Genomic DNA, 22,598 nt, shown 5'->3' on the forward strand with positions numbered 1-22,598 from the left:
ATTTCGCGGGCTCATTACCAAATCTTGCGCTTATGTCTGCTCCTGCGCGGCGGCTGCCCAACCTGCTTTTCGACTTCGGCGGCGTTATCATCAACGTCGATTACAACCGCACGCTGGAGGCCATGCGCGCCCTAAGCCGCGCGGGCTCCACCATCGAGTTTACGCAGGCCTCGCAATCGGCTTTGTTCGACGAGCTGGAGACGGGCCGCCTCACGCCTGCCGAGTTCCGCACGGGCCTGCGCCACCACTACGACCTGCACCACGCCACCGACGCCCAGCTCGACGAAGCCTGGAACGCCATGGTGCTCGATTTGCCGCTGGAGCGCATCGAGTACATTCGGGAACTGCGCCGCGAGGGCTACCAAACCGCGCTGCTCTCCAACACCAACAGCATCCACATCGACATGATTCTGGAGATGCTGCGGCGCCAGTACGGGTTGCAAAACGGCATTGCCGATGTGCTCGACCGCGTGTTCTACTCGCAGGAAGTGGGCCTACGCAAGCCGGGTAAGGAGGTGTTCGGGCACGTGCTGCGCGAGCTGAACTGGCGCCCCGAGGAAACTCTTTTCGTGGAGGATAGTATCCAACACATCCGGACGGCCGAAGCGCTGGGCATTCGCACGTTGTTTTTGCAGCCGCCGCTTACCCTCACCCAAGCCCTACCCGCTGCGCTCCGTGCCTTTTCCGTCCCTTCCACCTAGCCCCCACGGCAGCGACCCGGCCACGCCGCCCGTTGGCCGCGCGCCCCACGCCCCGCTGCGCTGGCGGTGGCGGCGCTACGAGCGCCCCGAGCCCCCGCTCTGGCGCGTGGTGCTTGTGCACCTAGGGCTGTTTCTGATTACCCTGTACACCACCACGGTGGCCGGCGCCGAGCAGGTTACGGCTAAGTCGTTGTGGTCGGGCTGGTGGCCGTCGGTAGCGGAGCTCAAGCGTGGCTTGGCTTACTCGATTCCGTTTTTGGCTATTCTGACGGTGCACGAGTTCGGGCACTATTTCACGGCGCGTTACAACCGCATCCGTACCTCGTTGCCGTATTACATCCCCATTCTTAACGGCCTGCTCGACATCGGCACGTTTGGAGCGGTTATTCAGATTCGGGACAAGATTTTCTCGCGGCGCGAGTTTTTCGATGTGGGCATTGCCGGGCCGCTGGCCGGGCTGGTGGTAGCCGTGGGCGTGCTGGTGTACGGCCTCACGCATTTGCCGCCGCTGGAGTACCTGTTTCAGGTGCACCCCGAGTACCGTTTTTACGGCGCCGACTACGCCCGCCACGTCTACAACGCCGAGTCGTTTGGCGTGAACCCGCCGCTGCTCTACCACGGCCTGGCCCAACTGCTGGCCGACCCCGCACGCCTCCCCCACCTCAACGAGCTGATGCACTACCCGTACCTACTGGCGGGCGTGCTGGGGCTGTTTTTTACGGCGCTGAATTTGTTGCCCATCGGGCAGCTCGATGGCGGCCACATTTTGTACGGCTTGCTGGGTTTTCGGCGCGGCAATCAATTGTCGGCGGTGCTGTTTCTGTGCTTTATCTTCTACGCCGGCCTCGGGCTGTTTTCATTTAACGCTTCGCGCGAAACCTGGCTCTACGGCGTGCCGGTTTACCTGCTGTATCTGTTTTTTGTGCTGCGGCGGGTGTTGCCCACGCCCCGCCGCGTATGGATGCTGGTGGCGGGGGTGCTATTGGCGCAACTAGCCGTAACGGTAGCTTTTCCGGGCATCGAAGGCAACCCCGGCTGGCTGTTGTTTGGCTTGCTGCTGGGCCGGGTTACGAGCATTTACCACCCACCCGCCACCGACGAACGCCCCCTGTCGCCGGGCCGGCAGGTGTTGGGCTGGCTGATGCTGGCGGTATTTGTGCTGTGCTTTTCGCCTTCGCCCTTCCGCTAAGCCCGGCTGTTGGCAACACCTAGGCGGCCGGTGCGTACCTAGGGCCATGGCAACCACCACCGCTCCCCCCGACCGCACCACTCCCGAGTACCGCTGGGCTTTGGCCGAGCGCATTGCCGGCCACATGCTCGAGGCTGGCCTGAGCCACCGCGACGTAAGCGACGCCACCACCCCCGAAGACTTCGTGCAGATGGGTACCCTGCCCAAGGCCGATGCCGCGTACGTGCGCAGCCTGGAAATTGTGTCCGAAGCCGAAGCTCGCGAGTTGTTTGTGCGCCACGCCCGCGGCAAAGCCGCCAAAACCGACCCCGAGTGCTGCGCCACGTTCAACTTCTTCCGGCAGCTGGTGTGGGTAAACCTCTACAGCCGCCCCGACGAAGAAGACGGCCTACCGGCTTAACTACCTGCGTCGTAAGTACCGAAGCTCGGCCGTGGGCTGTATCTTTGCGCTTGCTTTTAACGGCTCTTTTCTGTGTTCGAACAGCGTGCCTTTTTCACTTACCGTTCGCTTAAGCTCGAGCCCGAGGGCCTGCGCTTTACCGAGCGCCAGCTCAACGCCTACAACGAGCTGACCATAGCTTACGAAGACCTGCTGCCGCTGGGCACGGCCCGCTACCGGCGCGTGCCGGTGCGCCTCACGCTGCTCTGCCTCTTTTTGGCTTCGGCTTGCGTACGGGCTGTTGCTGATTACCAGGAATATGGCATCTGGACTGTGCTTGTGTTCTTCGCGCTGTTCGGGTTGGCACTTGCCTACACCGTTAAAAAGTGCCACTGGCACTTCGTCATCACCACTGGCAGCGGCAACCTGCGCTTTCTCGACCTAGGGGCTTCGGGCCGGCAGCTGCCGGCAGTGCTGGCCCAACTGGAGGCCTACACCGTTGCCCACCTGCGCCGCAAGTACCTCCGCGTAAACGCCCTGGAGCCAACGGAGGCGCAGCTAGAGCGCCTCACGTGGCTGCGCGACCACAACGTCATCAAGCAAGCCGAGTACGAGCAGTACAAGCAAAAACTGCTGGGCCAAGGCAGCCAGCTTATCGGCCCGGTTGGCTTCAGCCTGAACTAAGAGCGTGGCTTCTTGCGCGTCATGCTGAGCGAAGTCGAACCAAAGGTCGGCGTAGCCAAGCGTCTCGCGTGCTGACGTTGAATGGCGTTTGTCATCCTGAGGCGCCAGCCGAAGGACCCTCTCACGACTGAACGACCCAGGGTCGTTGTTATGTCGAGCAGAGCGAGACATCTGGGAGGCTGACGCCGAACGGGATTGTCATCCTGAGCCCGGATAGCATCCGCTCCCTTCTCCTGTTGGGGAAATGCGCATCGAGCATTTCTTCGGGGGCCGTGCCCCGTAGGAGTCCTGTGAGGCCCCAACGTGATAAGGTCCTTCGCTTGGGCTCAAGATGACAGAGTGATCCGGCCAGATGTCTCGCTTTGCTCGACATTACAGGCTTAAACGCAAAAGGACCCGCAGCGTGTGCTGCGGGTCCTTTTTGCTTCGGCTGTTTAGGTGTTGCTAACCTAGGGCTGCAACGCCGGGCAAGGTTTTGCCCTCCATGTACTCAAGCAGCGCACCGCCACCCGTCGAGATGTACGTTACGCGGTCGGCAAAGCCCAGCTGGTTTACGGCAGCGGCCGAGTCGCCGCCGCCAATCAGCGAGTAGGCGCCGTTGGCCGTGGCTTCGGCAATGGCGCGGGCCACGTACTCGGTACCGAGCGAGAAATTGCTCATCTCGAACACGCCCATGGGGCCGTTCCACAGAATGGTTTTGGAGTTGCGAATGATGGCTGCAAACTCCTCGCGCGCCGTGGGACCAATGTCGAGGCCCATCCAGGTGGGCGGAATGTGCGTGTTGGCCGCTACATCCACGTTGGCGTCGTTGGCGAATTTGTCGGCGATGATGCTGTCGGCGGGCAGTACCAGGTTCACGCCTTTTTCTTTGGCTTTTTGGATCAGGCTCAGGGCCAAGTCCATCTTGTCGCCTTCGAGCAAGGAGGAGCCGATGTCGCCGCCTTGCGCTTTGGCAAAGGTGTAGGCCATGCCGCCGCCAATTAGCAGGTTATCAACCTTATCGAGCAGTTGCTCAATGATTTCGATCTTGTCCGAAATTTTGGCGCCGCCCATAATGGCCGTGAAAGGCCGCTCGGCGTTGTTGAGCACGCGGTTGGCGTTTTCCACTTCGCTGTGCAGCAAGTAGCCGCCCACGCGGGCCTGCGGGAAGGATTCGGCCACTACCGCCGTGGAGGCGTGGCGGCGGTGCGCGGTGCCAAAGGCGTCGTTCACGTACACATCGCCGAGGCTGGCCAGGCGCTGGGCAAATTGCGCGTCGCCTTTTTCCTCTTCGGGATAGAAACGCAGGTTTTCGAGCAGCAGAATTTCGCCGGGCTGCAGCGTACGGGCTTGCTCAACGGCCTCGGCCTCAATGGCATCGGGGGCAAACTTCACGGGTACGCCGTACTCCGTGCTGAGGCGGTTTACGAGGTGGCGCAGCGAGTACTTTTCCTCGGGGCCGCCTTTGGGGCGCCCTAGGTGCGACATCAGAATAACCGAGCCGCCATCGGCCAGGATCTTGCGGATGGTACGCGTTGCGGCCCGAATGCGCGTGTCGTCGGTAATGCGGTAATCTTTGTCGAGGGGCACGTTGAAATCGACGCGCACCAAAGCTCTTTTGCCGGCGAAGTTGTACTGATCGATGGTTTGCATAGGCAACCGATTAGGTGGGTAAACGCCGCCTTATACGCGGCGCCGCGTAGTTCGGTGTTTTTCGGCAGTGATGCAAAAAGCGCTATGTAAGAATATGCACCCCTAGGTGCCCAATGGACCTGCGGCCGAAGGGACCACGGGCCTTGGTTGCTGGCGCGGAGTTTAGCGCGTAGCACGCAACTCGTGCCCGTAAAGCCACGCCCGCAAGTTCAATAAGTTATCAATACCGTACCATCAGGAATATTAGCAGCTTCTATATTTGCCTCGCTTAATAATTACCAACTGCCGTTCAGCAAATTATTCTGCACGGCCCTTTTCAGCTTATATGAAACGATTTTATCTGCTAGCAGCCGCGGCGCTGCTGCTCGCCCCGGCGGCCTCTGCCCAACAAGTTCGGTACGGCTTAAAACTCGGAGCTACGTACTCCAAATACACCTACCACAGCAACCCCCAGCCCAACGAGCGGCTGCTGGCTGCTGGCGGCGGCCTAATGGCGCGTTACGACTTGGCCCCCAACCACCCGCTGAGTCTGCAGGCTGAGTTGCTGTATTTGCGCAAAGGAAGCAGCAATGAGCGCCTGCATTACTACGAGGTGCCGGTGCTGACCCGCCTCAACTTGGCCGCGTTTAACCTGCCCACCTTGTTGCGAGGCCACCTCAATCTCAACAGGTTCGCGGTGGAGGTGGGCCCGCAGCTGAGCTCGGTATTCACCCCGGCGCACCGCCACCTTACCCGCAGTGCCGACGCCCGCACCAGCTTCGACCGAAGCCAGTACGCCGCCTTTCAAGTAGGCTATGCCGCTGGCCTCAGCTACGAGGTACCCGAGGGCTGGAGCCTAACGATACGCCACACCCACGACATTACCGGCGTGATGCGCGGCAACGGCGTAAAGGGCAAGCGCAACGCTGTTTTTCATGCCCAGGTGGGCTACATCTTCGGCGGCAAGCAGTAACGTTTCTGTCTACTTTGATGTTTGGCGCCGAGCGGCCTGCAGATAGCTGCGGGCCGCTCTTTTTTCGCCTAACTTTGCAGCAGCATGAGAATTGGCATTTTCTTCGGTGGCCCGTCGCGTGAGCGGGAAATTTCCTTCGCTGGCGGCCGCACGGTTTACGATAACCTCGATAAGTCGCTGTTCCAGGCCGTGCCGGTCTTCGTGGACAGCCACGGCAACTTCATTCTGCTCGATTGGCAGTACCTTTATAAAGGTACCATCCGCGACTTCTACCCGCCCGTGTCGGCCCTGCCGCCCTCGGACCTGAAGCTGCAGGTATACCTCGAGAGCCTAGGTGCACTGAGCCCCGACGAGCAAGACCGCATTATTGCGGAGGTAGGCCGCCGCCTGCGCCCCGACGAGCTGGCCGAGCTAATGGACTTTGCCTTTCTGGCCCTGCACGGCCCCAGCGGCGAAGACGGCGCCATTCAGGGCTTGCTCGAGTGGTACGGCATTCCGTACTCGGGCTCGGGCATATTGCCTTCCGCGTTCGGCATCGATAAGATTGCGCAGAAAACCCTGATCCACGCCCTAGGTCTGCCTTCGCCGGCCTTCCGCGTGCTCACGGCCGAGGAGTTCGACGCTGCCGACCCCGCCGCCCTGCTGGCTTACTTAGAGCGTGAGCTGGGCTTGCCGCTGGTAATGAAAGCGCCACGCCAAGGCTCGAGCATTGGTGTAAGCATTGTGCGCGATGCCGATGTGGCCAAGTTTACTGCCGCTGTGGAGCGCAGCCTGTTCCGCCGCACCGTAACCCGCGAGGAATGGCAGCGCCTAGGTGCGCAGGACCGCATTGCCTGGGCACAGCACCTCATTGATATCCGCGAAGGCATTGGCCTGCCCGTGGTAATTGATGAGTCGCCAGTTGCCGGTTTCCAGTTGTCAGTAAACGGCCAGCCGAACGACCTGACAACTGGCAACTCGCAACTCGCACCTGGCTTCATTTACCATCCCGAAGAACTGCTGCGCGCCCTTGATGAGCGCCTGAAACTGCAAGACTCGGTGCGCCTCACCAACGTGCAAGGCGAGCAGCAAGTGCTGGTAGAAGCCTTTGTGCAGGGCCGTGAGTTTTCGTGCATTGTGGTAGAAGACGTGGATGGCACGCCGCTGGCCCTACCCCCCACCGAAATCGTAAAGGGCACGGAAGTATTCGACTACCGCTCGAAGTACCTGCCCGGCATGGCCCGCAAGATCACGCCCATCGAGTTGCCCGAGGCCGACATCCAGCGCATCCGCGAGCAGTGCGAACAGCTGTTCCGCACGTTCGGCTTCCAGGTGTATGCCCGCCTCGACGGTTTCATTACCGAAAGCGGCGACATCTTTCTGAACGACCCGAACACCACCTCGGGCATGCTGCCGGCATCGTTCTTCTTCCACCAGGCAGCGGAAATCGGGCTGAACCCCTCGCAGTTCCTTACTTACATTATCCGCACTTCGCTGGCCGCACGCCGCCGCGGTGGCCTGCAGCCCGTAAAGCTGGGCCGCAAGCTGCACGCCCTCGACCAAGCCGTAGCCAGCCGCCAGCACGAGCAAAAGCCCCGCACCAAAGTGGCCGTGATTATGGGCGGCTACTCGTCGGAGCGCCACATTTCGGTGGAAAGCGGCCGTAACATTTACGAGAAGCTGTCGTCGTCGGCGAAGTACGAGCCGGTGCCGGTGTTCCTCACGGGCTCGTCGGCTGATTACCAGCTCTACGTGCTGCCCATCAACGTAATGTTGAAGGACAACGCCGACGACATTCGCGACAAGGTGCGCCACTACGAGGCGGGCCACGGCCAGCACCCCATTTTGGAGCGCATTCGTCAGGAGGCTTCCAAAATCACGCACACCTACGCCGCGCAGTCGGTGGCGGTGCCCGAAAAGCTGACGTTTGAGCAACTGGCCGAGCGCGTTGACGAGGTATTCATTGCCCTGCACGGCCGCCCCGGCGAAGACGGTGCCCTGCAGCAGCAGCTCGAGCGCGTGGGCTTGTCCTACAACGGCTCGGGCGTGGAGTCGAGCAGCATCACCATCAACAAGTTCGAAACCAACCGCCGCCTGCGCGAAGCCGGCTTGCGGGTGGCCGAACACCGCCTGGCCGCGCGCCTGGAGTGGGAAGCCAACCCCGAAGCGTTCTACCGCTCGCTTGAGGAGCAGTTTGCCTACCCCTTCATCGCCAAGCCTTCGGATGACGGTTGCTCGTCGGCGGTGAAGAAAATTAAGAACCGCGCCGAGCTCGAAGCATTTGCCCGCCTGATCTTCCGCGACCAGGAAGACCTGCACGAAGACGCTGCCCGCACCCTCAACCTAGGGTTCAAGGAGGAGTTTCCGCGCAAGGAAGTGTTCCTGGTTGAAACGCTCATCTCGCGCGACGGCGCTAAGCACTTCCTTGAAATTACGGGTGGGTTGCTCACGCACCGCCGCCCCGATGGTGGCCGCGACATCGAGGTGTTTGAAGCCTCAGAAGCACTGGCAACCGGCGAAGTACTGAGCTTGGAGGAGAAATTCCTGGCCGGCGAAGGACAGAACATTACCCCGGCCCGTTACGCGGCCGACGCCGCCGAGCGTCAGCGCGTATCGGAGGAGGTGAAGAAGGAGCTGCGCCGCGTGGCCGAGGTACTGAACATCGAGGGTTATGCTCGCATCGATGCTTTTGTGCGGGTGCGCGAGAACGGCGAGGTGGAGGTGCTCATCATCGAGGTGAACTCGCTGCCGGGTATGACGCCGGCCACTTGCATCTTCCACCAAACGGCGCTGGCCGGCTACACGCCCTACGATTTCATCGACCGCATTTTGGAGTACGGCAAGGGTAGAAGTGAGAACTCAGAGGTGAGAAGTTAGACTTCGAGTTTGGCAGTCTTGCCTGCTCGTCTGCTTACTTCATTGCTTCGAAAGCCTCATTTCTCACTTCTAATTTCTCACCTCTACATAGATGGCTTTTCTTAAATCCGATACCTGGTTCGACCTGCTGAAGCACCTGCTGGTGATTACGGGCGTATCGCTGCTGCTGCTGTTCCTGTTCTTCTTTGTGTACCTGCCCCTCACCACCAACCACGGCGAGACGATTGCGGTACCCAAGATTACCGGCATGCAGCTAACCGACCTGGACGGCTACCTCGACGACCGCGACCTGGCGTACTTCGTCGACGACAGCACGTACCGGCCCGACATCCGGCCCGGCACCGTGCTCACGCAGGACCCCAGGCCGGGCGAAAAGGTGAAAGAGGGTCGGAAGATCTACATTCAGGTAGCCATGAAAAACCCGCCCGTCATCAAAATGCCTAAGCTGACGGAGGGTTCGCAGAAAAACGCCCAGATGATTTTGAGCAGCTACGGCCTGGCCGTGGGTACGCTCACCTTCGTGCCTGATTTGCGCCAAAACGCCGTGCTGAAGCAAATGGTGAACGGTAAGGAAATTGCCCCGGGCGCCCCCATTGCCAAAGGCACCCGCGTCGACCTAGTAGTGGGCGACGGCCTGGGCAACCAGGAGTTTGCGGTGCCCAACGTGGTTGGCATGCCCGCCGACGAAGCCGCCACGCTGCTGGCCGGCCAGGGCCTGGTGCCCGGCGAAACCTTCTACCAAGAACCCGAAGAAGGCCAGCAAGAAGGCACCGTGGTAAAACAACGTCCCGAGGCGACGCCGAACGCCACCATCCGCTCGGGCCAGCTTGTTGATTTGTGGGTAGCAGGCAAAGAGCCCATCAAAGCCGTGCAATAACCACCTAGGGTTGTATGAAAAGCCACCTGGCCTGCCGGGTGGCTTTTTTGTTGCTGGGCACCTAGGGCAGTGTAACGCGGAAATCCGTTCCGCGACGCGCCTGGGGCGCGTGTCCGGAACCGCGCAGCAACGTATACGCGCCCCAGGCGCGTCGCGGAACCGAAGGTCGGCGCAGCCAACGGATTTCCGCGCTATCCGGCCGGGCAGCATAATCTTTTCCGCCGCTGGCACGTTTGCGGTGCGTAACTTACCCGCTCATGACTTATCGGCTACGTTTACCATTTGTCGTTTTTGCGGTGCTGCTGGCGTTTGGCATGCGCCCGGCCGCCGTACTGGCACAGCAAGCCGGCGTGCTGCCGCTGCCGGCCGATCCGGGCCGGGCTGCCCGGCAGCAAGCTCCTAGTGCGCGGCGCGGCAACGTGTTGCTTACGCTACCCTTTTTCGAAGACTTTGCCGGCCAGCGCGAAGGCGCGCCCAACCCCGACCGTTGGGAGCCCAAAGGCGGCGTGCTGGTGAACGAGCGTTTCTCGCAGGCTCCACCCTCGCGGGGCATTGCCACCTTCGATGGGCTCAATGCCCAAGGCAAGGCATATGGCACTACATCGTCGTTCAGCTTCACCGATACGCTCACCTCGCACCCCATCGACCTAAGCGCGGTGCGCCCCGCCGACCGCACCTACCTGAGCTTTTTTTGGCAGGCCGGCAGCATCGTGGGGGCGCCTTCGGCCCAATCGGGCACGCGGCCGGTGTTCTTGCAGCTCGAGTTTCTCGACAACAACGAAAACTGGGTGGTGGTGTGGCGCAAGCCCAGCCAGGGCGTGCGCACCGATTTTATCCAGCGCTTTATTGCCGTAAACGAAGCGCGTTTTCTGCACGCCAACTTTCGGTTTCGATTCCGGAGTTCGGGCAACCAATTTGGTACCCGCGACACCTGGAACCTCGACTACTTGGTGCTCGACCGCAACCGCGACACCACCAACGTATCGTACGCCGATGTGGTGCTGAGCCGGCCGTTGTCGTCGTTGCTTGAGCGTTACACCGCCATGCCGGTGTGGCAGTACAACGCGGCCACTAACCCCGCCCAAGAGCTCAACGACAGCACCTTTACCACCTTCAACAACCTCGATGCCGGCGCGGTACCGCCCACCCCGTTTTCCTGGACGGGCACGGTGCGCCTGCTGCCCGCGGGCGCGCCAAGCCAGTTCCTGACGGGCGGCACCTCCCTAGGTCCGGGCACGCGGCAGTTTTACATTGGGGGCCCGGTGGGCACCAACCCCGTGCCCGCCACCTCCGACCCCAAGCGCCTCGAGCACAGCATCTACCTTTCGCTGCTGAACAGCCCCGCGAATCCGCGCACCGCCCCCAACGATACGGTGCGCCGCATTACCGAGCTCAGCAACTATTTTGCCTACGACGACGGCTCGGCCGAGGGCACCACCCTGCTGCGCCAGAGCGAAGCCCGGGCTACCTCGCGCGCCATGCGTTTTGCCCTTAACCGGCCCGACCAGGTGCGCAGCGTACGCTTTTACTTTGCCGGCGCCACGGCGGCCCCGGGCACGGCCGTGCCCACCAGCGTAACCCTCACGTTTGCGGTGTGGGAGGCCACCGGGCCCAACGGCCTGCCTGCCGAGCAGCCCAAGGTCACCAAGTCGGTAACGCTCCGCACCGATGCCGCACAGGGCAGTACGCAGGAGGTAACGTTCGACCAGCCGGTGCCGGTGAGCGGCAACTTTTACGTTGGCTACATTCAGCCGGCCACCAACCTGTTCATCCAGTTCGGCGCCGACCTGAACAGCCACCAGCCGCGCAACGCCTTCTACGACAACGAGACCGGCGTGTGGGTCGTGTTCTCGAACCGCGACGTGGTGCCCATGCTACGCCCCGTGATGACGGGCACCGTAACGAGCACGCGCCCGCCCAAAACCGCCGCCAGTCTTCTGGTGTACCCCAACCCCAGCCACGGCGCGGTGCAGGTGGACGGCCGCTACACGCGCGCCGCGCTGGTTGATGCCCTAGGTCGGGAGGTGTGGCAGCAGCCCGCCACCGAGGCCGGCCAAGCGCAGCTCAACCTGCGGGCCGTAAGCCCCGGCGTATACCTGCTGCGCCTTACCTTGCCCGATGGCAGCCTGAGCACCCACCGCGTGGTGCTGCAGCCGTAAGGCGCTGCTTCGCCGGATATTTTCTTTTTTTAGCGGCGCGGCTCCGCCTAGGTGCTGCCCAACCTTCCACCCCACTTTACCGCACATGAACGACATCACCCCCACCGAACTCAAAGAGCGTCAGCAGCAAAACCAGGCTCCCGTCATCATCGACGTGCGCGAGCCGTGGGAGCACGAAGAAACCCGCATCAGCGGCAGCCAAAACATTCCGCTGGGCGAGCTGCCTGCCAAGCTGGAGGAGCTCGAAGGCCTGAAAAACCAGGAAGTAGTGGTGCACTGCAAAGGCGGCGGCCGCTCGGCCACGGCCAAAGCCCTGATGCAGCAGCACGGTTTCCAGAACGTGCGCAACCTGCTGGGCGGCATCACGGCCTACAACGCGCAGTAAACCGACCTAGGCGTAATGTAGCGTGGGCCTCAGCCCGCACGTGCCAGAGCCATACAGCAAAGTGTACGTTCTGGCACGCGCGGGCTGAGGCCCACGCTACATTTTTACTTTAGGCAGTAGCTATCAATTGCCCCGCATCGGTGTAGCGCAGCACGCCGGTATCCACTAGGTCGCGGAGCAGCGCGGTTAGGGCATCGGCCTGGTTGGGCTGAAAACCGGCCAGCAACTCGCGGGGCGTGCGTGGGGCGGTGCGCAGCTGCGCCAGCACTTGCTCGCGCAAATCGGTGGCCACCACGGCCTTTTGCTGGCGGCGCTTCTCCGCCAGGCAATGGTCGCAGATGCGGCAAGGCTTGCTGTCCAGCTCGCCGAAATACTCCAGCAACAGTTGCTGGCGGCAGCGCATGCCGTTGGTGTACTGGATAACGGCTTCGGTTTTCTGCAGGTCCCGCTCGCGTGCGGTTTCCAGGGCCTTGGCGTCGAGCGGTAGTTTCGATGCATCGTGGCGCGGAGTGGTAAACAGCGCCTGCGGGTCCTCGTGCCGCGGTTGGTACTGCACGATGCCCGCTTTGTGCAGGTACTCCAGGGTTTTGCGCACATCGGAGGTGCTCCAGCGCAACTGCTGTGAGAGGGCGCCCTCCGAAACGTTCTGGAACGAGCTGAACACTTCGCCCCCGTACAGTCGCAGAATGGCTTTGATCAGCTGATCGTGCCGTTCGTTGGCTACCTGAAAGCGGTACAAATCGCGCACATCGAGGGGGATGTGTACCTTGGCCGGGCTGAACACGGCTTCGTTCAGCTGCACCAGTCCGGCTTTTTCGAGCACGCGCATGGCATTGTGCGCGTCGATGGGCTTGAGGCGGTAGGTGCTGGCAAACTGCTGCAAATCAAAGTCGAAGGCGACCAGCTCGCCGCCGCCCACGGCCGTGCCGGAATAGTTGGCCAAGGCCTGGTACACGCGCCGCACCACATCAATGGGCGGATGACCTAGGGCCACGCGGCGGCGCATCTCGTGCGCGTCGTTGGGGGCCCACAGCAGCACGGCAAAAGCGTAGAGCTCGTCGCGGCCCGCCCGCCCGGCCTCCTGGTAGTACGCCTCCAGCGAATCGGGCGCGTCGAGGTGCACCACGCAGCGCACATCGGGCTTATCAATGCCCATCCCGAAAGCGTTGGTTGCCACCACAATCCGGGTTTTGTCGTTGGTCCAGTCCTGCTGCACGCGCGTGCGCTGATCGGCTGCCAAGCCGGCGTGGTAGGCCGCGGCGCTTAGCCCGTTTTGCTGCAGCCACGCGGCCGCTTGTTCGGTTTGCTTGCGCGTGCGGGCGTACACCACGGCCGTTTTGCCCGGTCCTACACCCTTCAGTACTTGCAGCAGGCGCTGCAATTTGTCTTCGGTGTGGAGCACCGAGTACGAAAGGTTGGGCCGCTGAAAGCTGCGTTGGAAGATTTGCCCCGTTGGGCCGAAGTTGAGTTTTTGCCCGATGTCGCGGCGCACTTCCTCGGTGGCTGTGGCCGTAAGGGCCAGCACCGGCACGCCCGGCAGCAGCTCGCGCAAGGCACTGATTTGCAGGTACGGCGGTCGAAAATCGTAGCCCCATTGCGAGAGGCAGTGCGCCTCGTCGACGGCAATCAGCTGCACCTTCATCTTGCCCACCCGCGCCCGGAACATCTCGGTGAGCAACCGTTCGGGCGATACGTACAGGAACTTAACCGGCCCGTACACGCAGTTGTCGAGCGTCTGGTCGATGTCGCGGTGGCTCATGCCGGCATACACCGCCTCGGCCTTGATGCCGCGCTTGCGCAGGTTCTCTACTTGGTCCTTCATCAGCGCGATGAGCGGCGAAATGACCAGGCAAAGCCCATCGTGGGCCAGCGTAGGCACCTGAAAGCAAACGCTCTTGCCGCCGCCAGTGGGCAGCAAGGCCAGCGTATCGTGGCCAGCCAACACCGAGCGGATAATTTCCTCCTGCCCGGGCCGGAACGCCTTGTGGCCCCAGTGTTGGCGCAGTACGGAAAGGATGTCGTCGGTGGGTGCGGGCACGGCAAATGCTTTTGTCGGACGACGAAGTTACGCACGAAACGCAAGCCCCTAGACCGCTCACCTCGGCTGTCATTGCGAGCCAAGCGAAGCAATCGGTCCTGGGCTGGGCACCACTGTTCACCTAGCAGCAACCGAAATGTAGCGCGGACTCTGCAAGTCCACGTCCCCATACAGTAACTTCTGACCTAGGGCGTCCGGTGTAGCCCGCGTTTTCTAGAACGGCTGGCGTCAGGGCAGTTCCGCGCGCAACTACTCGTCCACGCCAACGCGGGCTGAACCGAAGGTAGGCGTAGCCAAGACCGCGCTACACCGCACAACGATTGATTTTACCGTCCGAGGACGCGAATTTGCCGAGTTTGCGCTACAGCCCTAGGTGCATTTCGCTTAGTGCTGCGTGAAGGGTTGTGCCCAGCCCAGGACCGATTGCTTCGCTTGGCTCGCAGTGACACCGGGCGAAACGGCTGCTTACCCGCACAAACAAAAAAGCCCGGCTCCTGCTGGAGCCGGGCTTTCGTATGGGTGCGCTGCTGGTTAAGCAGCGGCTTGGCCGTTCTCACGGTCGTCAATGGTCTTCTTCAGGTTAGCAATGGCCTGCGTGGCACGCTCCTGATCGAGCTTGTTGATGTTGAGGAGCATTTTGGTTTTCTCCTGACGTGTGATGACCGGATGGTTCAGCAAGCGGATGATTTCCTCCTTCTGCTGCGCCGTGGCGTAAGCCGATGCGTTGGCAGCGGGTGCTACCGGCTCGGTTGCCGGGGCAGCTTGCTCAGCCTTCACGGCTTTCATCGGGGTGGCTTCGGCGTTGCGTGCTTCGGCGGGTGTGTTGCCGCCGTACTCCATCTCCTCAGCGGGGGTGGGCTCGTAGCCAGCAGCGCGGATAATCCAAGCCAGAATGTTGCGGTAGGCCTTGCCAATGGCACGCGTTTGCGCCATCGAAGCAATAGCAAACTCCTGGTAGAATTTCTTGCCTTGCTCCTTGTTCGAGCAGATGGCAAAGCCCGCGCCCACGGTGTGCTCCGAGCGCATGTCGAAGAGCGTTACCTTGGCCTGGTATTTAATCTCGGTGTCGGTGCTCATGTTAATCACGTGGTCGACGATGGGCACAATGCCCAAGCGCGAGCCGGCGTACTGCCAGCCTTCCACGTTCACGAACTCTTTACCTTGCACCGAAGTGGTGAGCTTATTCTCCTTGATGAAGTTAGCCAAGTCCTTGGCCAACGACAGCGTCTCGTCGGAGCGCGAGATGTCATAGCTTTCCGCTTTCATTTTACGAACCGGTGCTTTGGTGTCTTTTTGTGCCTCAGTCATGGCTTTCTTGATTTCCCTGTAGTACGTCCTGTGTTACGGATGGATAACAGGACACCTAGGCAATTAGTGCATTTTACGCGTTGATTTTTAGTATTTTTTCTTGTTGTAAATCAGGCACTTACAAACAATATTCAAAAACATGATAGCTAAAGCTTTTAGTCAGGCCGCTGCACCTCCGCGGTGCGTTTTAGAGGGCTGCTGATACCGGCTTTTTGCTCACGCTTTCAACGTATTGAAAGCAAAGAGGTTGAGCACAGCCTGACTACACCCTAGGTAACTAGGCACGAAAAAACGCGCCACAGGGGCGCGTTTCCATATGGTGTGCAAGGGCGGCCACAGGGCCAGTGCTTACTCCAGAATGTAGCCGTCGCGCATGGTGATTTTGCGGTCGGCCATTTCGGCAAGTTGGTCGTTGTGGGTTACGATTACGAACGTTTGGCCGAGCTCTTTGCGCAGCAAAAAGAATATCTGGTGCAACTCCTGCGCGTTCTGCGAATCGAGGTTGCCGGAAGGCTCGTCGGCAAAAATGATTTCGGGCGAGTTGATGAGTGCCCGGGCTACGGCCACGCGCTGCTGCTCACCGCCCGACATTTCCGAGGGCTTGTGGTCGGCGCGGCGCTCTAGGTTGAGCATGCCCAGCAGCTCGCGGGCCCGCACGCGGGTTTCTTGCTCGTGGCGCCCGGCCAGGTACGCGGGCAAGCACACGTTTTCGAGCGCCGTAAACTCGGGCAACAGGTTATGAAACTGAAACACAAAGCCGATGTGTCGGTTGCGAAACTTCGCCAGCTCGGAGCGTTTAAGCGTGCTCACGGATTCGCCGTCGAATAGCACTTCGCCGGTATCGGGTGTGTCGAGGGTACCTAGGATGTGCAAGAGCGTGCTCTTGCCGGCTCCCGAAGAGCCCACGATGGATACGATTTCCGACTTTTCAATGGTCAGATCGATGCCCTTGAGCACTTCCAGCGAACCGTAGCGTTTGCGGATGTTGACGGCCTGCAGCAAACCGACTGGGTGTTAGGAGGAGAAGAAGCAAGTAGCGACAAAGCTACGCAGAAAGGCCCGATGCCAACCGGTTGACAACCGGCCTTGGCTGCGTACCCGCCGGCTTATACGGCAACTCGGCCGTAGTGGCTTGGTGCGGGACGCCAAAGTACGCACGTGCCCACTGCCAAAGCCCGGGGGCCGGCCAAGCCTAGGTAATTGCTAGCCAAGGGGCAGCGCCACAAAGTGGGTGCAACTGCGCCCCTACTATGTGCTACTTCGCGCTACATTGCCTACTTTCGCGGGCACATTTCCGGAACCCGAAAACCCACCTCAAGTCCGAAGTATGAACATTCACGAATATCAGGGCAAGGACATTCTTAAGCGCTACGGCGTGCGCGTGCAGGAAGGCATCGTGGCCGAAACTGCCGAGCAGGCCGTAGAGGCCGCCAAAAAGCTGACCGAGCAAACCGGCACGGGCTGGCACGTAATCAAAGCCCAAATCCACGCCGGTGGCCGTGGCAAAGGGGGCGGCGTTAAGCTCGCCAAGAACCTTGACCAGGTACGTGAACTCTCGGAGCAAATCATCGGCATGCAGCTGGTAACCAAGCAAACCGGCGCCGAAGGCCGCAAGGTGCACAAAGTACTGGTAGCCCAAGACGTATACTACCCCGGCGAGTCGGAAACGAAGGAGTACTATATGTCGGTACTGCTCGACCGCACTTCGGGCAAGAACGTTATCATCTACACCACCGAGGGTGGCATGGACATCGAGGAGGTAGCCGAAGCGCACCCCGAGAAAATCCACAAAGAGTACATCGACCCGCGCGTAGGGCTGCAGGGCTTCCAGGCCCGCAAGATTGCGTTCAACCTAGGCGTTGAGGGCGAAGCTTACAAAGAGATGGTGAAGTTCGTATCGGCCCTCTACAAGGCCTACGACGACACCGACTCGGCCATGTTCGAAATCAACCCCGTGTTGAAAACTTCGGACAACAAAATCCTGGCCGTTGACGCCAAAGTAACCCTCGACGACAACGCCCTGTACCGCCACAAGGATTTCGCTGCGCTGCGCGACACCAACGAGGAAGATCCGCTGGAAGTAGAGGCTTCGGAGTCGAACCTGAACTACGTGAAGCTCGACGGCAACGTAGGCTGCATGGTAAACGGCGCTGGCCTGGCCATGGCTACCATGGACATCATTAAGCTGAGCGGCGGCGAGCCGGCTAACTTCCTCGACGTAGGGGGTGGAGCCAACGCCCAAACCGTTGAAGCTGGCTTCCGCATCATCCTGAAAGACCCGAATGTGAAGGCCATCCTCATCAACATCTTCGGTGGTATCGTACGCTGCGACCGGGTTGCCAACGGTGTGGTGGAAGCTTACAAGAACATCGGCGACATCCGCGTGCCGATCATCGTACGCCTGCAGGGCACCAACGCCGAAGAAGGCGCCCGCATCATCGACGAATCGGGCCTGAAAGTGTACTCGGCTGTATTGCTGAAGGACGCCGCCCAGAAAGTAAAAGAAGTACTGGCCGCGCAGGAGCAAACGGCCTAACGCCGCGCAGCACCCCGGCCCCAACGCAAACGGGCTACCCTACTGGCAGTGGGGTAGCCCGTTTGCGTTGGGGCCGCCCGCGACGGCACCAAGCCCGCGCAGCCCTAGGTCTTTGTAAATCAACCCAACCCCAAGGGCTGGGTTTGCGTTTCGGGGCCCGTACCCGAACTGGAATTATGCCTCGAATTGCTACGCTGCTGTTTTTGTTTGCTTGCCTGGGCGCCACGCCCACCATCCGGGCCCAACCGGCCGCGCCCAAATTGGAATTGGCGCTGCCCTACTCTACCGAGCCAGCTGCGGCTGGTGCTACGTTCCAGTTCAGCTCGCCCAACTCTGCTTACCTGCAAACCCTACGCGAGCGGTACGGCCTGGAGGCCGTGGTAGCCAATCAGCCCACTGCGCTGGGCAAGGCGCAGGCCTTGTGCGCCTGGGTGCACAACCGCCTCACGCACGACGGCCGCAGCGCGTGCAGCAAAGCCGATCCGCTGGGCATATTGGAAGAAGTAACGCGCGGCAAAGCTGTGCAATGCGTGGAGTTTGGGCGGGTGCTGGCCGGCGCCCTCACGGCCGTGGGCCTACCGGCACGCCCGCTGTACCTCAAAGCCAAAAACGCCGACACCCGCGCTGCCGCTGGTGGGCATGTGCTTACCGAAGTTTGGCTGCCCGATTACCAGAAGTGGGTGGTGGTAGACGGGCAGTGGGACGTTATTCCGACGCTGAACGGGGTGCCGCTGAATGCGGCGGAACTCAGCGGCGCGCTGGCCTCCGGAGCAGCGGGCCTCGACGGCCTTACCTCCAGCAACGCCAAAATTCGGTTTTACTACCGCTGGCTGCGCCCCTACCTGTATTACCTCGACGCCCCGCTCGACAACCGGTATGAGCAGCCAACAGCGGCTGCGGCCCACCTCATGCTTGTGCCGCTCGGCGCCGAAAACCTCACCACGTTTCAGCGCACCACCCGTTTGCGCGGCATGCGCTACACCAGCTCACTGGCCGATTTTTACCCGCCGCTCACGGCGGCTGCGCCGCCCCAGCCTGCCGCTACCACTTGGCCGCACCTGCCTCATTAAATACGCCGAAAGCCCCGCCGGCGGTCCGGCGGGGCTTTCGGTAAGCATGCGCTAAATCTATTGGCCTTGCTGCGCTACGCCAATATTTTCTTCGGCCTTCACCGGAATGGCCTGGCCCTTCACGCGCAGCTCTACTTCCATGTTGCCGCGGGTGCCCACCGAGTACGGGCAAATTTGGTGAGCTTGGCGTACCATCTCAACAGTTTTGTTGTCGTCGAATTTCTTCAGGTCTACATCCAGAATGGCGCTTAGGCCGTACGCCTCGCCCTCCTGAAAAAGCGACACCGAGCAATTTACCGACGTATCGGGGTCGAGCCGGTCGCCGGCGCGTTGGGCAATTACCAGCAGCGCCTGCTGAAAGCACGATGCGTAGCCCGCGGCAAACAGCTCCTCGGGGTTGGTGGCGCCGCGCTTGCCGCCGAGGCCCTCCGGCACCGACATATCCAAGTCGATTACGCCGGTGGTGGAACGCACGTGGCCGCTGCGGCCGCCCACGGCTTGGGCTTCAGCGGTATACAGGGTTTTCTTTTCGGATGTAGCCATACAACTAAGCTTTAGGTTTCGGGTTGTGCGTAAGGCTTAACTGCCGAAACCGGCCGAAGGTTGCGCCTGCATTTTCGCGGAAAATGCCAACCCGATTTGCCCGCGCCGCATTTTTGCCTACTTTTGCCGCCCACAGCTGCTATTTGGTCGCGTAGTACAACGGATAGTATAGGAGTCTCCGAAGCTCTTGATCCAGGTTCGATTCCTGGCGCGACCACAACCGCTTAAACCCTCTTGGCCAACCGCCAGGAGGGTTTTGTTTTTTGCGCACCGCGGCAGGCCCACCAACCTCGAAGCCAGATTTACGAAATTATTAGCTGTGCCCAGGACGCCGTGCCGGGCCCTTGGTTTAGTTGCGCTCAGTCATACCTAGGGTATATGCAGTGGCCGCCGCCTGTTTGCAGCAGACTACAAAGCAAAGCGCGGTTGCCACCGTCGAAGCAAGCATGGCTCCGGCAGGGCTGAGTGCAGGCAGCAAATAATTAATCTGCCTTAACGCGACGCCACCCGCGAAAAACACCCGGCGCACTTTGGATTGGTAAACCATGCGGTAGCAATCCGGTTGAATATGAACGCCGTAGGTCCGGCATCAACCAATTCATCAACCACACCAAACCCCAAGCACCATGTTCAAGCACAGCATTGCCGCCCTTGCCCTTGTCGTAGCTATCGGATCGGGCGTCGGCACCTCGGCGCTGGCCCAAACGAAAACCAAGGCCAAGGAAGACAAGATGAAAACGAAGGGGAAATCTTCGATGAACGGCACCACCACCGGCGGTAGCATGTCGAAAAGCTCCCCGATGGCTACTTCCTCGGCTGCGGGCGGCGTGATGGTGGGCGGTGCCATGATGACGCCGGACAAGGATATTGTGGCCAACGCCCTCAATTCTTCGGAGCACACCACGCTCGTAACGGCTGTTAAGGCCGCTGGATTGGTATCCACGCTGCAAGGCACAGGTCCTTTCACGGTGTTTGCACCCACCAACGCGGCCTTCGATAAGCTGCCCGCGGGCACTGTGCAAACGCTCGTAGAGCCGGCCAACAAGCAGCAGTTAACGAGCATTCTTACCTACCACGTGGTGCCCGGCCGCTACCTGGCCACCGATTTGAAAGACGGACAGCAGCTAACCACCGTGGCGGGCGAAACCCTGACCGTGATGAAAAAAGGCAACTCGGTGATGCTGCGCGATGCCAAAGGCGGCATGGCTACGGTGTCTATCCCCAATGTGGTGTCGAGCAATGGCGTAACCCACGTGGTTGACACCGTGCTCATGCCCACGCGCTAGGCGTACGCGCTTGACGAAAAAAACCGCCCGCGCCGCGCGGGCGGTTTTTTTATGCCTAGTACCCTAGGTGGTCGGCGGCCGCGCACCAACAGGGAGCGGGCAATCTAGACCCTGCTTGCATTTTACCCGTATAAGGGCTGAGTTTTCCCAACCACTCCCATCCTGACCAACCATGCTTAAGAAAACAATCTCCCTGCTGTCGCTGGCACTTGCCATGTGCGCCGTAACCACCGTGGCCGAAGCGCAAACCACGAAAACCAAGTCGGACGAAGAAAAAACCAAGACCACAACGCCCGACGGCACCGTGACCAAGGTGAAAAACGACGACAACGGCAATACCAAGCTGAAAGGCAAGACCGAAGCCGGCGACAAAATGAAGTCGAAGGTGAAACCCATGAAAGACGGCTCGATGGATGCCACCGGCACCTCCACGGGCTCTTCGGGCTCCTCTACGGGCGGTTCGATGATCAATTCGTCGTCGGGCTCGATGAGCGGCTCGAGCACAGGCAGCATGAGCACCGGCACTAGCACCGGCACCACCACCGATACGAACTCGTCGGGCACGATGGGCACCGGTACGAGCACCGGAACCAGCACAGGTACTATGTCGGGCTCGGGCACGGGTACCATGAGCACTGGCTCGGGTACGGGCACCAGCACCGGTACCATGAGCACCGGCTCGGGCACGATGAGCGGCAGCGGTACCTCTACTACCGGCACCAGCAGCGGCTCGATGTCGGGCACCGGCACCACTACCACCGACACGAACACCTCGACTACCACTACTACTACCGGCGCTGACGACATGCGCGTAGGCCGCCGCATGAAGCCCGGCAAAGAAGAAAAAATGAAGGCCAAGAAAGACAAGATGAAAATGAAGTCGGAGATGTAATTCCGGTTCATTTAAGCTGAAAAGCGGCTCCGGGTGCGTTGCACCCGGAGCCGCTTTTTTTTGCGGCCGGCCGTGCCAGGCGCAGCCCCCGGTAGGCGCCACGGGCAGCGGCACCTAGGGCCGCTGCTAGGCCAGCAGCTGCTGGTACTTGTCGTGGTTTTTCTGCACAAATTTGGCCATGTACGGGCACGAGGTGCGCACGCGCAGCTTTTCGCTGGCGGCCCAGTCGAGGGCTTGTTCGGCCAGGCGCTCGGCCACGCCCTTGCCGCGCAGCTCTTCGTCGACGTAGGTGTGTGCGAAATCGACAACGCCGGCTTCCGGCCGGCTGTACGAAAGCTCGCCTTCGTAGCCGTGCGAGGTGGCGTAAAACGTCTGGTCTTCGGGTTGGTGTTCGATGTGCATGGGTTGGCGGGCTAGGGAGTTGAAAGGTGCAGTAACTGGGCAGGCGGCGCGTTGGCGCTGCCCTCGTCGACCACAACCGCCTGTGTTACGTATAACGGGGCAGCCGTTGCCACCTGCCCGGCTTTGTTTTTTTCCATCCTCCTATGCCTCAAGTAGCTACCCCCAAAACCGAAACGCCGCAGCCGCTCAGCAACCGCGTGGGCCCGGCGCCGGCCGCGAAGCCGGTTCCGGCTTCGCCCACAGCCCAGCCCGTAGCGCCGGCCCCGCGCATGCGCTATTGGGAGCAGATTGACCCTGCCAGCCACAGCCTCTACCCCGTCGACTAACCCTTCCCGCCTCTCCCCACCCCCGCTATGCATTCCCAGTACCCCATCCAGCCCGCCGACGACGCAGCCGACAAACTGCGCAAAACCGTGTCGGCCGAAGAAAACCAGCGCGATACCAGCACCAAGGCGCCCAGCCTGCTCGACCGCGAAACATACGGGCAGATTCTCGATCAGCCCGCCCCCGACGAAGACACCTCCGACTTTGCCTCGGGCCTGAACCAACCGGCCTCGCAGCACCTCGGCAACGAGGAGCGCGTGCCGGGCGAAGAAAACCCCAACACCCGCGCCGAATAGCCCCGGCGCCTGCACCCATTGCAGCCCCGGCCCTCAATGGCCGGGGCTTTTTTATCGACCTAGGGCCCGCGGGCTACGTACACCCAGGC

21 protein-coding genes and 1 tRNA gene are annotated in these 22,598 nt (G+C 61.1%); 16 read left to right on the top strand and 6 right to left on the bottom strand.

Features of this window, described 5'->3' with window-relative positions:
- Window positions 1-32 precede the first annotated feature (32 nt).
- The 4 genes from D3Y59_RS07410 (at window position 33) to D3Y59_RS07425 (ending at window position 2,953) form a co-directional block, all read left to right on the top strand.
- Window positions 33-701, top strand: coding sequence for an HAD family hydrolase (locus D3Y59_RS07410; RefSeq protein WP_119444476.1), 669 nt, complete (start codon window positions 33-35; stop codon window positions 699-701).
- A complete protein-coding gene (locus D3Y59_RS07415) occupies window positions 676-1,890 on the top strand; it encodes a site-2 protease family protein (protein WP_240410567.1) in 1,215 nt (404 codons plus the stop codon). Before D3Y59_RS07410 ends, D3Y59_RS07415 begins: the two co-directional genes overlap by 26 nt.
- Before the next feature lie 46 nt (window positions 1,891-1,936).
- Window positions 1,937-2,290, top strand: a complete 354-nt coding sequence (locus D3Y59_RS07420; RefSeq protein WP_119444477.1) for a hypothetical protein — start codon at window positions 1,937-1,939, stop codon at window positions 2,288-2,290.
- Between the two features lie 72 nt (window positions 2,291-2,362).
- The gene (locus tag D3Y59_RS07425; protein WP_119444478.1) at window positions 2,363-2,953 is read left to right on the top strand and encodes a hypothetical protein; all 591 of its coding nucleotides are present in this window, start codon (window positions 2,363-2,365) and stop codon (window positions 2,951-2,953) included.
- Between the two features lie 444 nt (window positions 2,954-3,397).
- On the opposite strand, the gene D3Y59_RS07430 is transcribed toward D3Y59_RS07425, so the two are convergent.
- On the bottom strand, window positions 3,398-4,585 hold the full coding sequence (locus D3Y59_RS07430) for a phosphoglycerate kinase (RefSeq protein ID WP_119444479.1): 1,188 nt from the start codon (window positions 4,583-4,585) through the stop codon (window positions 3,398-3,400).
- Window positions 4,586-4,910: 325 nt separating this feature from the next.
- Here D3Y59_RS07430 and D3Y59_RS07435 point away from each other — a divergent pair, with 325 nt between their 5' ends.
- From D3Y59_RS07435 to D3Y59_RS07455, 5 genes are all read left to right on the top strand, one after another.
- Window positions 4,911-5,537 (top strand): porin family protein, encoded by a 627-nt coding sequence (locus tag D3Y59_RS07435; RefSeq protein ID WP_119444480.1) that lies wholly within the window; start codon window positions 4,911-4,913, stop codon window positions 5,535-5,537.
- An 84-nt stretch (window positions 5,538-5,621) separates the two neighbouring features.
- A complete protein-coding gene (locus D3Y59_RS07440) occupies window positions 5,622-8,393 on the top strand; it encodes a D-alanine--D-alanine ligase family protein (RefSeq protein ID WP_119444481.1) in 2,772 nt (923 codons plus the stop codon).
- Window positions 8,394-8,484: 91 nt separating this feature from the next.
- Window positions 8,485-9,270 (top strand): PASTA domain-containing protein, encoded by a 786-nt coding sequence (locus D3Y59_RS07445; RefSeq protein WP_119444482.1) that lies wholly within the window; start codon window positions 8,485-8,487, stop codon window positions 9,268-9,270.
- Between the two features lie 257 nt (window positions 9,271-9,527).
- Window positions 9,528-11,429, top strand: a complete 1,902-nt coding sequence (locus D3Y59_RS07450; protein ID WP_119444483.1) for a T9SS type A sorting domain-containing protein — start codon at window positions 9,528-9,530, stop codon at window positions 11,427-11,429.
- An 85-nt stretch (window positions 11,430-11,514) separates the two neighbouring features.
- Window positions 11,515-11,814 carry a rhodanese-like domain-containing protein gene (locus tag D3Y59_RS07455; RefSeq protein WP_119444484.1) on the top strand — a complete coding sequence of 100 codons (300 nt, stop codon included), beginning with the start codon at window positions 11,515-11,517 and terminating at the stop codon, window positions 11,812-11,814.
- Window positions 11,815-11,923: 109 nt separating this feature from the next.
- Here D3Y59_RS07455 and D3Y59_RS07460 read toward each other — a convergent pair whose 3' ends face one another.
- The 3 genes from D3Y59_RS07460 to D3Y59_RS07470 form a co-directional block, all read right to left on the bottom strand.
- Window positions 11,924-13,852, bottom strand: coding sequence for a RecQ family ATP-dependent DNA helicase (locus D3Y59_RS07460; RefSeq protein ID WP_119444485.1), 1,929 nt, complete (start codon window positions 13,850-13,852; stop codon window positions 11,924-11,926).
- A gap of 531 nt (window positions 13,853-14,383) precedes the next feature.
- Window positions 14,384-15,160, bottom strand: a complete 777-nt coding sequence (locus D3Y59_RS07465; RefSeq protein WP_119444486.1) for a hypothetical protein — start codon at window positions 15,158-15,160, stop codon at window positions 14,384-14,386.
- A 348-nt stretch (window positions 15,161-15,508) separates the two neighbouring features.
- Window positions 15,509-16,162 carry an ABC transporter ATP-binding protein gene (locus D3Y59_RS07470; protein ID WP_119444487.1) on the bottom strand — a complete coding sequence of 218 codons (654 nt, stop codon included), beginning with the start codon at window positions 16,160-16,162 and terminating at the stop codon, window positions 15,509-15,511.
- A 325-nt stretch (window positions 16,163-16,487) separates the two neighbouring features.
- On the opposite strand from D3Y59_RS07470, the gene sucC reads away from it, so the two are divergent.
- Both sucC and D3Y59_RS07480 read left to right on the top strand, forming a co-directional pair.
- Window positions 16,488-17,696, top strand: coding sequence for an ADP-forming succinate--CoA ligase subunit beta (gene sucC / locus D3Y59_RS07475; protein WP_119444488.1), 1,209 nt, complete (start codon window positions 16,488-16,490; stop codon window positions 17,694-17,696).
- Window positions 17,697-17,872: 176 nt separating this feature from the next.
- A complete protein-coding gene (locus D3Y59_RS07480) occupies window positions 17,873-18,766 on the top strand; it encodes a transglutaminase-like domain-containing protein (protein WP_119444489.1) in 894 nt (297 codons plus the stop codon).
- Between the two features lie 57 nt (window positions 18,767-18,823).
- On the opposite strand, the gene D3Y59_RS07485 is transcribed toward D3Y59_RS07480, so the two are convergent.
- Complete coding sequence (locus tag D3Y59_RS07485) at window positions 18,824-19,309, bottom strand: Ohr family peroxiredoxin (protein ID WP_119444490.1); 486 nt, start codon at window positions 19,307-19,309, stop codon at window positions 18,824-18,826.
- A 145-nt stretch (window positions 19,310-19,454) separates the two neighbouring features.
- Between D3Y59_RS07485 and D3Y59_RS07490 the strand changes: the two genes are divergently transcribed.
- The 3 genes from D3Y59_RS07490 to D3Y59_RS18240 all read left to right on the top strand — a co-directional run bounded on the left by D3Y59_RS07490 (window position 19,455) and on the right by D3Y59_RS18240 (window position 21,487).
- A tRNA-Arg gene (locus D3Y59_RS07490) sits at window positions 19,455-19,526 on the top strand.
- A gap of 565 nt (window positions 19,527-20,091) precedes the next feature.
- Entirely contained in the window at window positions 20,092-20,595 is a 504-nt protein-coding gene (locus D3Y59_RS07500) for a fasciclin domain-containing protein (RefSeq protein ID WP_240410593.1), read from the top strand.
- Window positions 20,596-20,767: 172 nt separating this feature from the next.
- Window positions 20,768-21,487: a hypothetical protein gene (locus tag D3Y59_RS18240; protein WP_162910618.1), complete on the top strand. Its 720-nt coding sequence runs from the start codon at window positions 20,768-20,770 to the stop codon at window positions 21,485-21,487.
- Window positions 21,488-21,613: 126 nt separating this feature from the next.
- On the opposite strand, the gene D3Y59_RS07510 is transcribed toward D3Y59_RS18240, so the two are convergent.
- Window positions 21,614-21,889, bottom strand: a complete 276-nt coding sequence (locus tag D3Y59_RS07510) for a GNAT family N-acetyltransferase (RefSeq protein ID WP_119444492.1) — start codon at window positions 21,887-21,889, stop codon at window positions 21,614-21,616.
- A gap of 143 nt (window positions 21,890-22,032) precedes the next feature.
- Here D3Y59_RS07510 and D3Y59_RS07515 point away from each other — a divergent pair, with 143 nt between their 5' ends.
- Together D3Y59_RS07515 and D3Y59_RS07520 are read left to right on the top strand one after the other, a co-directional pair.
- The gene (locus tag D3Y59_RS07515; protein ID WP_119444493.1) at window positions 22,033-22,215 is read left to right on the top strand and encodes a hypothetical protein; all 183 of its coding nucleotides are present in this window, start codon (window positions 22,033-22,035) and stop codon (window positions 22,213-22,215) included.
- 27 nt (window positions 22,216-22,242) lie between these two features.
- Entirely contained in the window at window positions 22,243-22,509 is a 267-nt protein-coding gene (locus D3Y59_RS07520; protein WP_119444494.1) for a hypothetical protein, read from the top strand.
- Window positions 22,510-22,598: the final 89 nt, after the last annotated feature.

Origin of the sequence: Hymenobacter oligotrophus, assembly GCF_003574965.1 — a bacterium.
In the GTDB taxonomy this organism is placed as follows: Bacteria; Bacteroidota; Bacteroidia; order Cytophagales; family Hymenobacteraceae; genus Solirubrum; species Solirubrum oligotrophum.

Coding starts and splice junctions, on each gene's coding strand:
- D3Y59_RS07435 (WP_119444480.1), top strand. CDS start 4,911: ATGAAACGATTTTATCTGCTAGCAGCCGCGGCGCTGCTGCTCGCCCCG.
- D3Y59_RS07410 (WP_119444476.1), top strand. CDS start 33: ATGTCTGCTCCTGCGCGGCGGCTGCCCAACCTGCTTTTCGACTTCGGC.
- D3Y59_RS07455 (WP_119444484.1), top strand. CDS start 11,515: ATGAACGACATCACCCCCACCGAACTCAAAGAGCGTCAGCAGCAAAAC.
- sucC (WP_119444488.1), top strand. CDS start 16,488: ATGAACATTCACGAATATCAGGGCAAGGACATTCTTAAGCGCTACGGC.
- D3Y59_RS07450 (WP_119444483.1), top strand. CDS start 9,528: ATGACTTATCGGCTACGTTTACCATTTGTCGTTTTTGCGGTGCTGCTG.
- D3Y59_RS18240 (WP_162910618.1), top strand. CDS start 20,768: ATGCTTAAGAAAACAATCTCCCTGCTGTCGCTGGCACTTGCCATGTGC.
- D3Y59_RS07430 (WP_119444479.1), bottom strand. CDS start 4,585: ATGCAAACCATCGATCAGTACAACTTCGCCGGCAAAAGAGCTTTGGTG.
- D3Y59_RS07440 (WP_119444481.1), top strand. CDS start 5,622: ATGAGAATTGGCATTTTCTTCGGTGGCCCGTCGCGTGAGCGGGAAATT.
- D3Y59_RS07510 (WP_119444492.1), bottom strand. CDS start 21,889: ATGCACATCGAACACCAACCCGAAGACCAGACGTTTTACGCCACCTCG.
- D3Y59_RS07420 (WP_119444477.1), top strand. CDS start 1,937: ATGGCAACCACCACCGCTCCCCCCGACCGCACCACTCCCGAGTACCGC.
- D3Y59_RS07480 (WP_119444489.1), top strand. CDS start 17,873: ATGCCTCGAATTGCTACGCTGCTGTTTTTGTTTGCTTGCCTGGGCGCC.
- D3Y59_RS07520 (WP_119444494.1), top strand. CDS start 22,243: ATGCATTCCCAGTACCCCATCCAGCCCGCCGACGACGCAGCCGACAAA.
- D3Y59_RS07500 (WP_240410593.1), top strand. CDS start 20,092: ATGTCGAAAAGCTCCCCGATGGCTACTTCCTCGGCTGCGGGCGGCGTG.
- D3Y59_RS07445 (WP_119444482.1), top strand. CDS start 8,485: ATGGCTTTTCTTAAATCCGATACCTGGTTCGACCTGCTGAAGCACCTG.
- D3Y59_RS07465 (WP_119444486.1), bottom strand. CDS start 15,160: ATGACTGAGGCACAAAAAGACACCAAAGCACCGGTTCGTAAAATGAAA.
- D3Y59_RS07485 (WP_119444490.1), bottom strand. CDS start 19,309: ATGGCTACATCCGAAAAGAAAACCCTGTATACCGCTGAAGCCCAAGCC.
- D3Y59_RS07515 (WP_119444493.1), top strand. CDS start 22,033: ATGCCTCAAGTAGCTACCCCCAAAACCGAAACGCCGCAGCCGCTCAGC.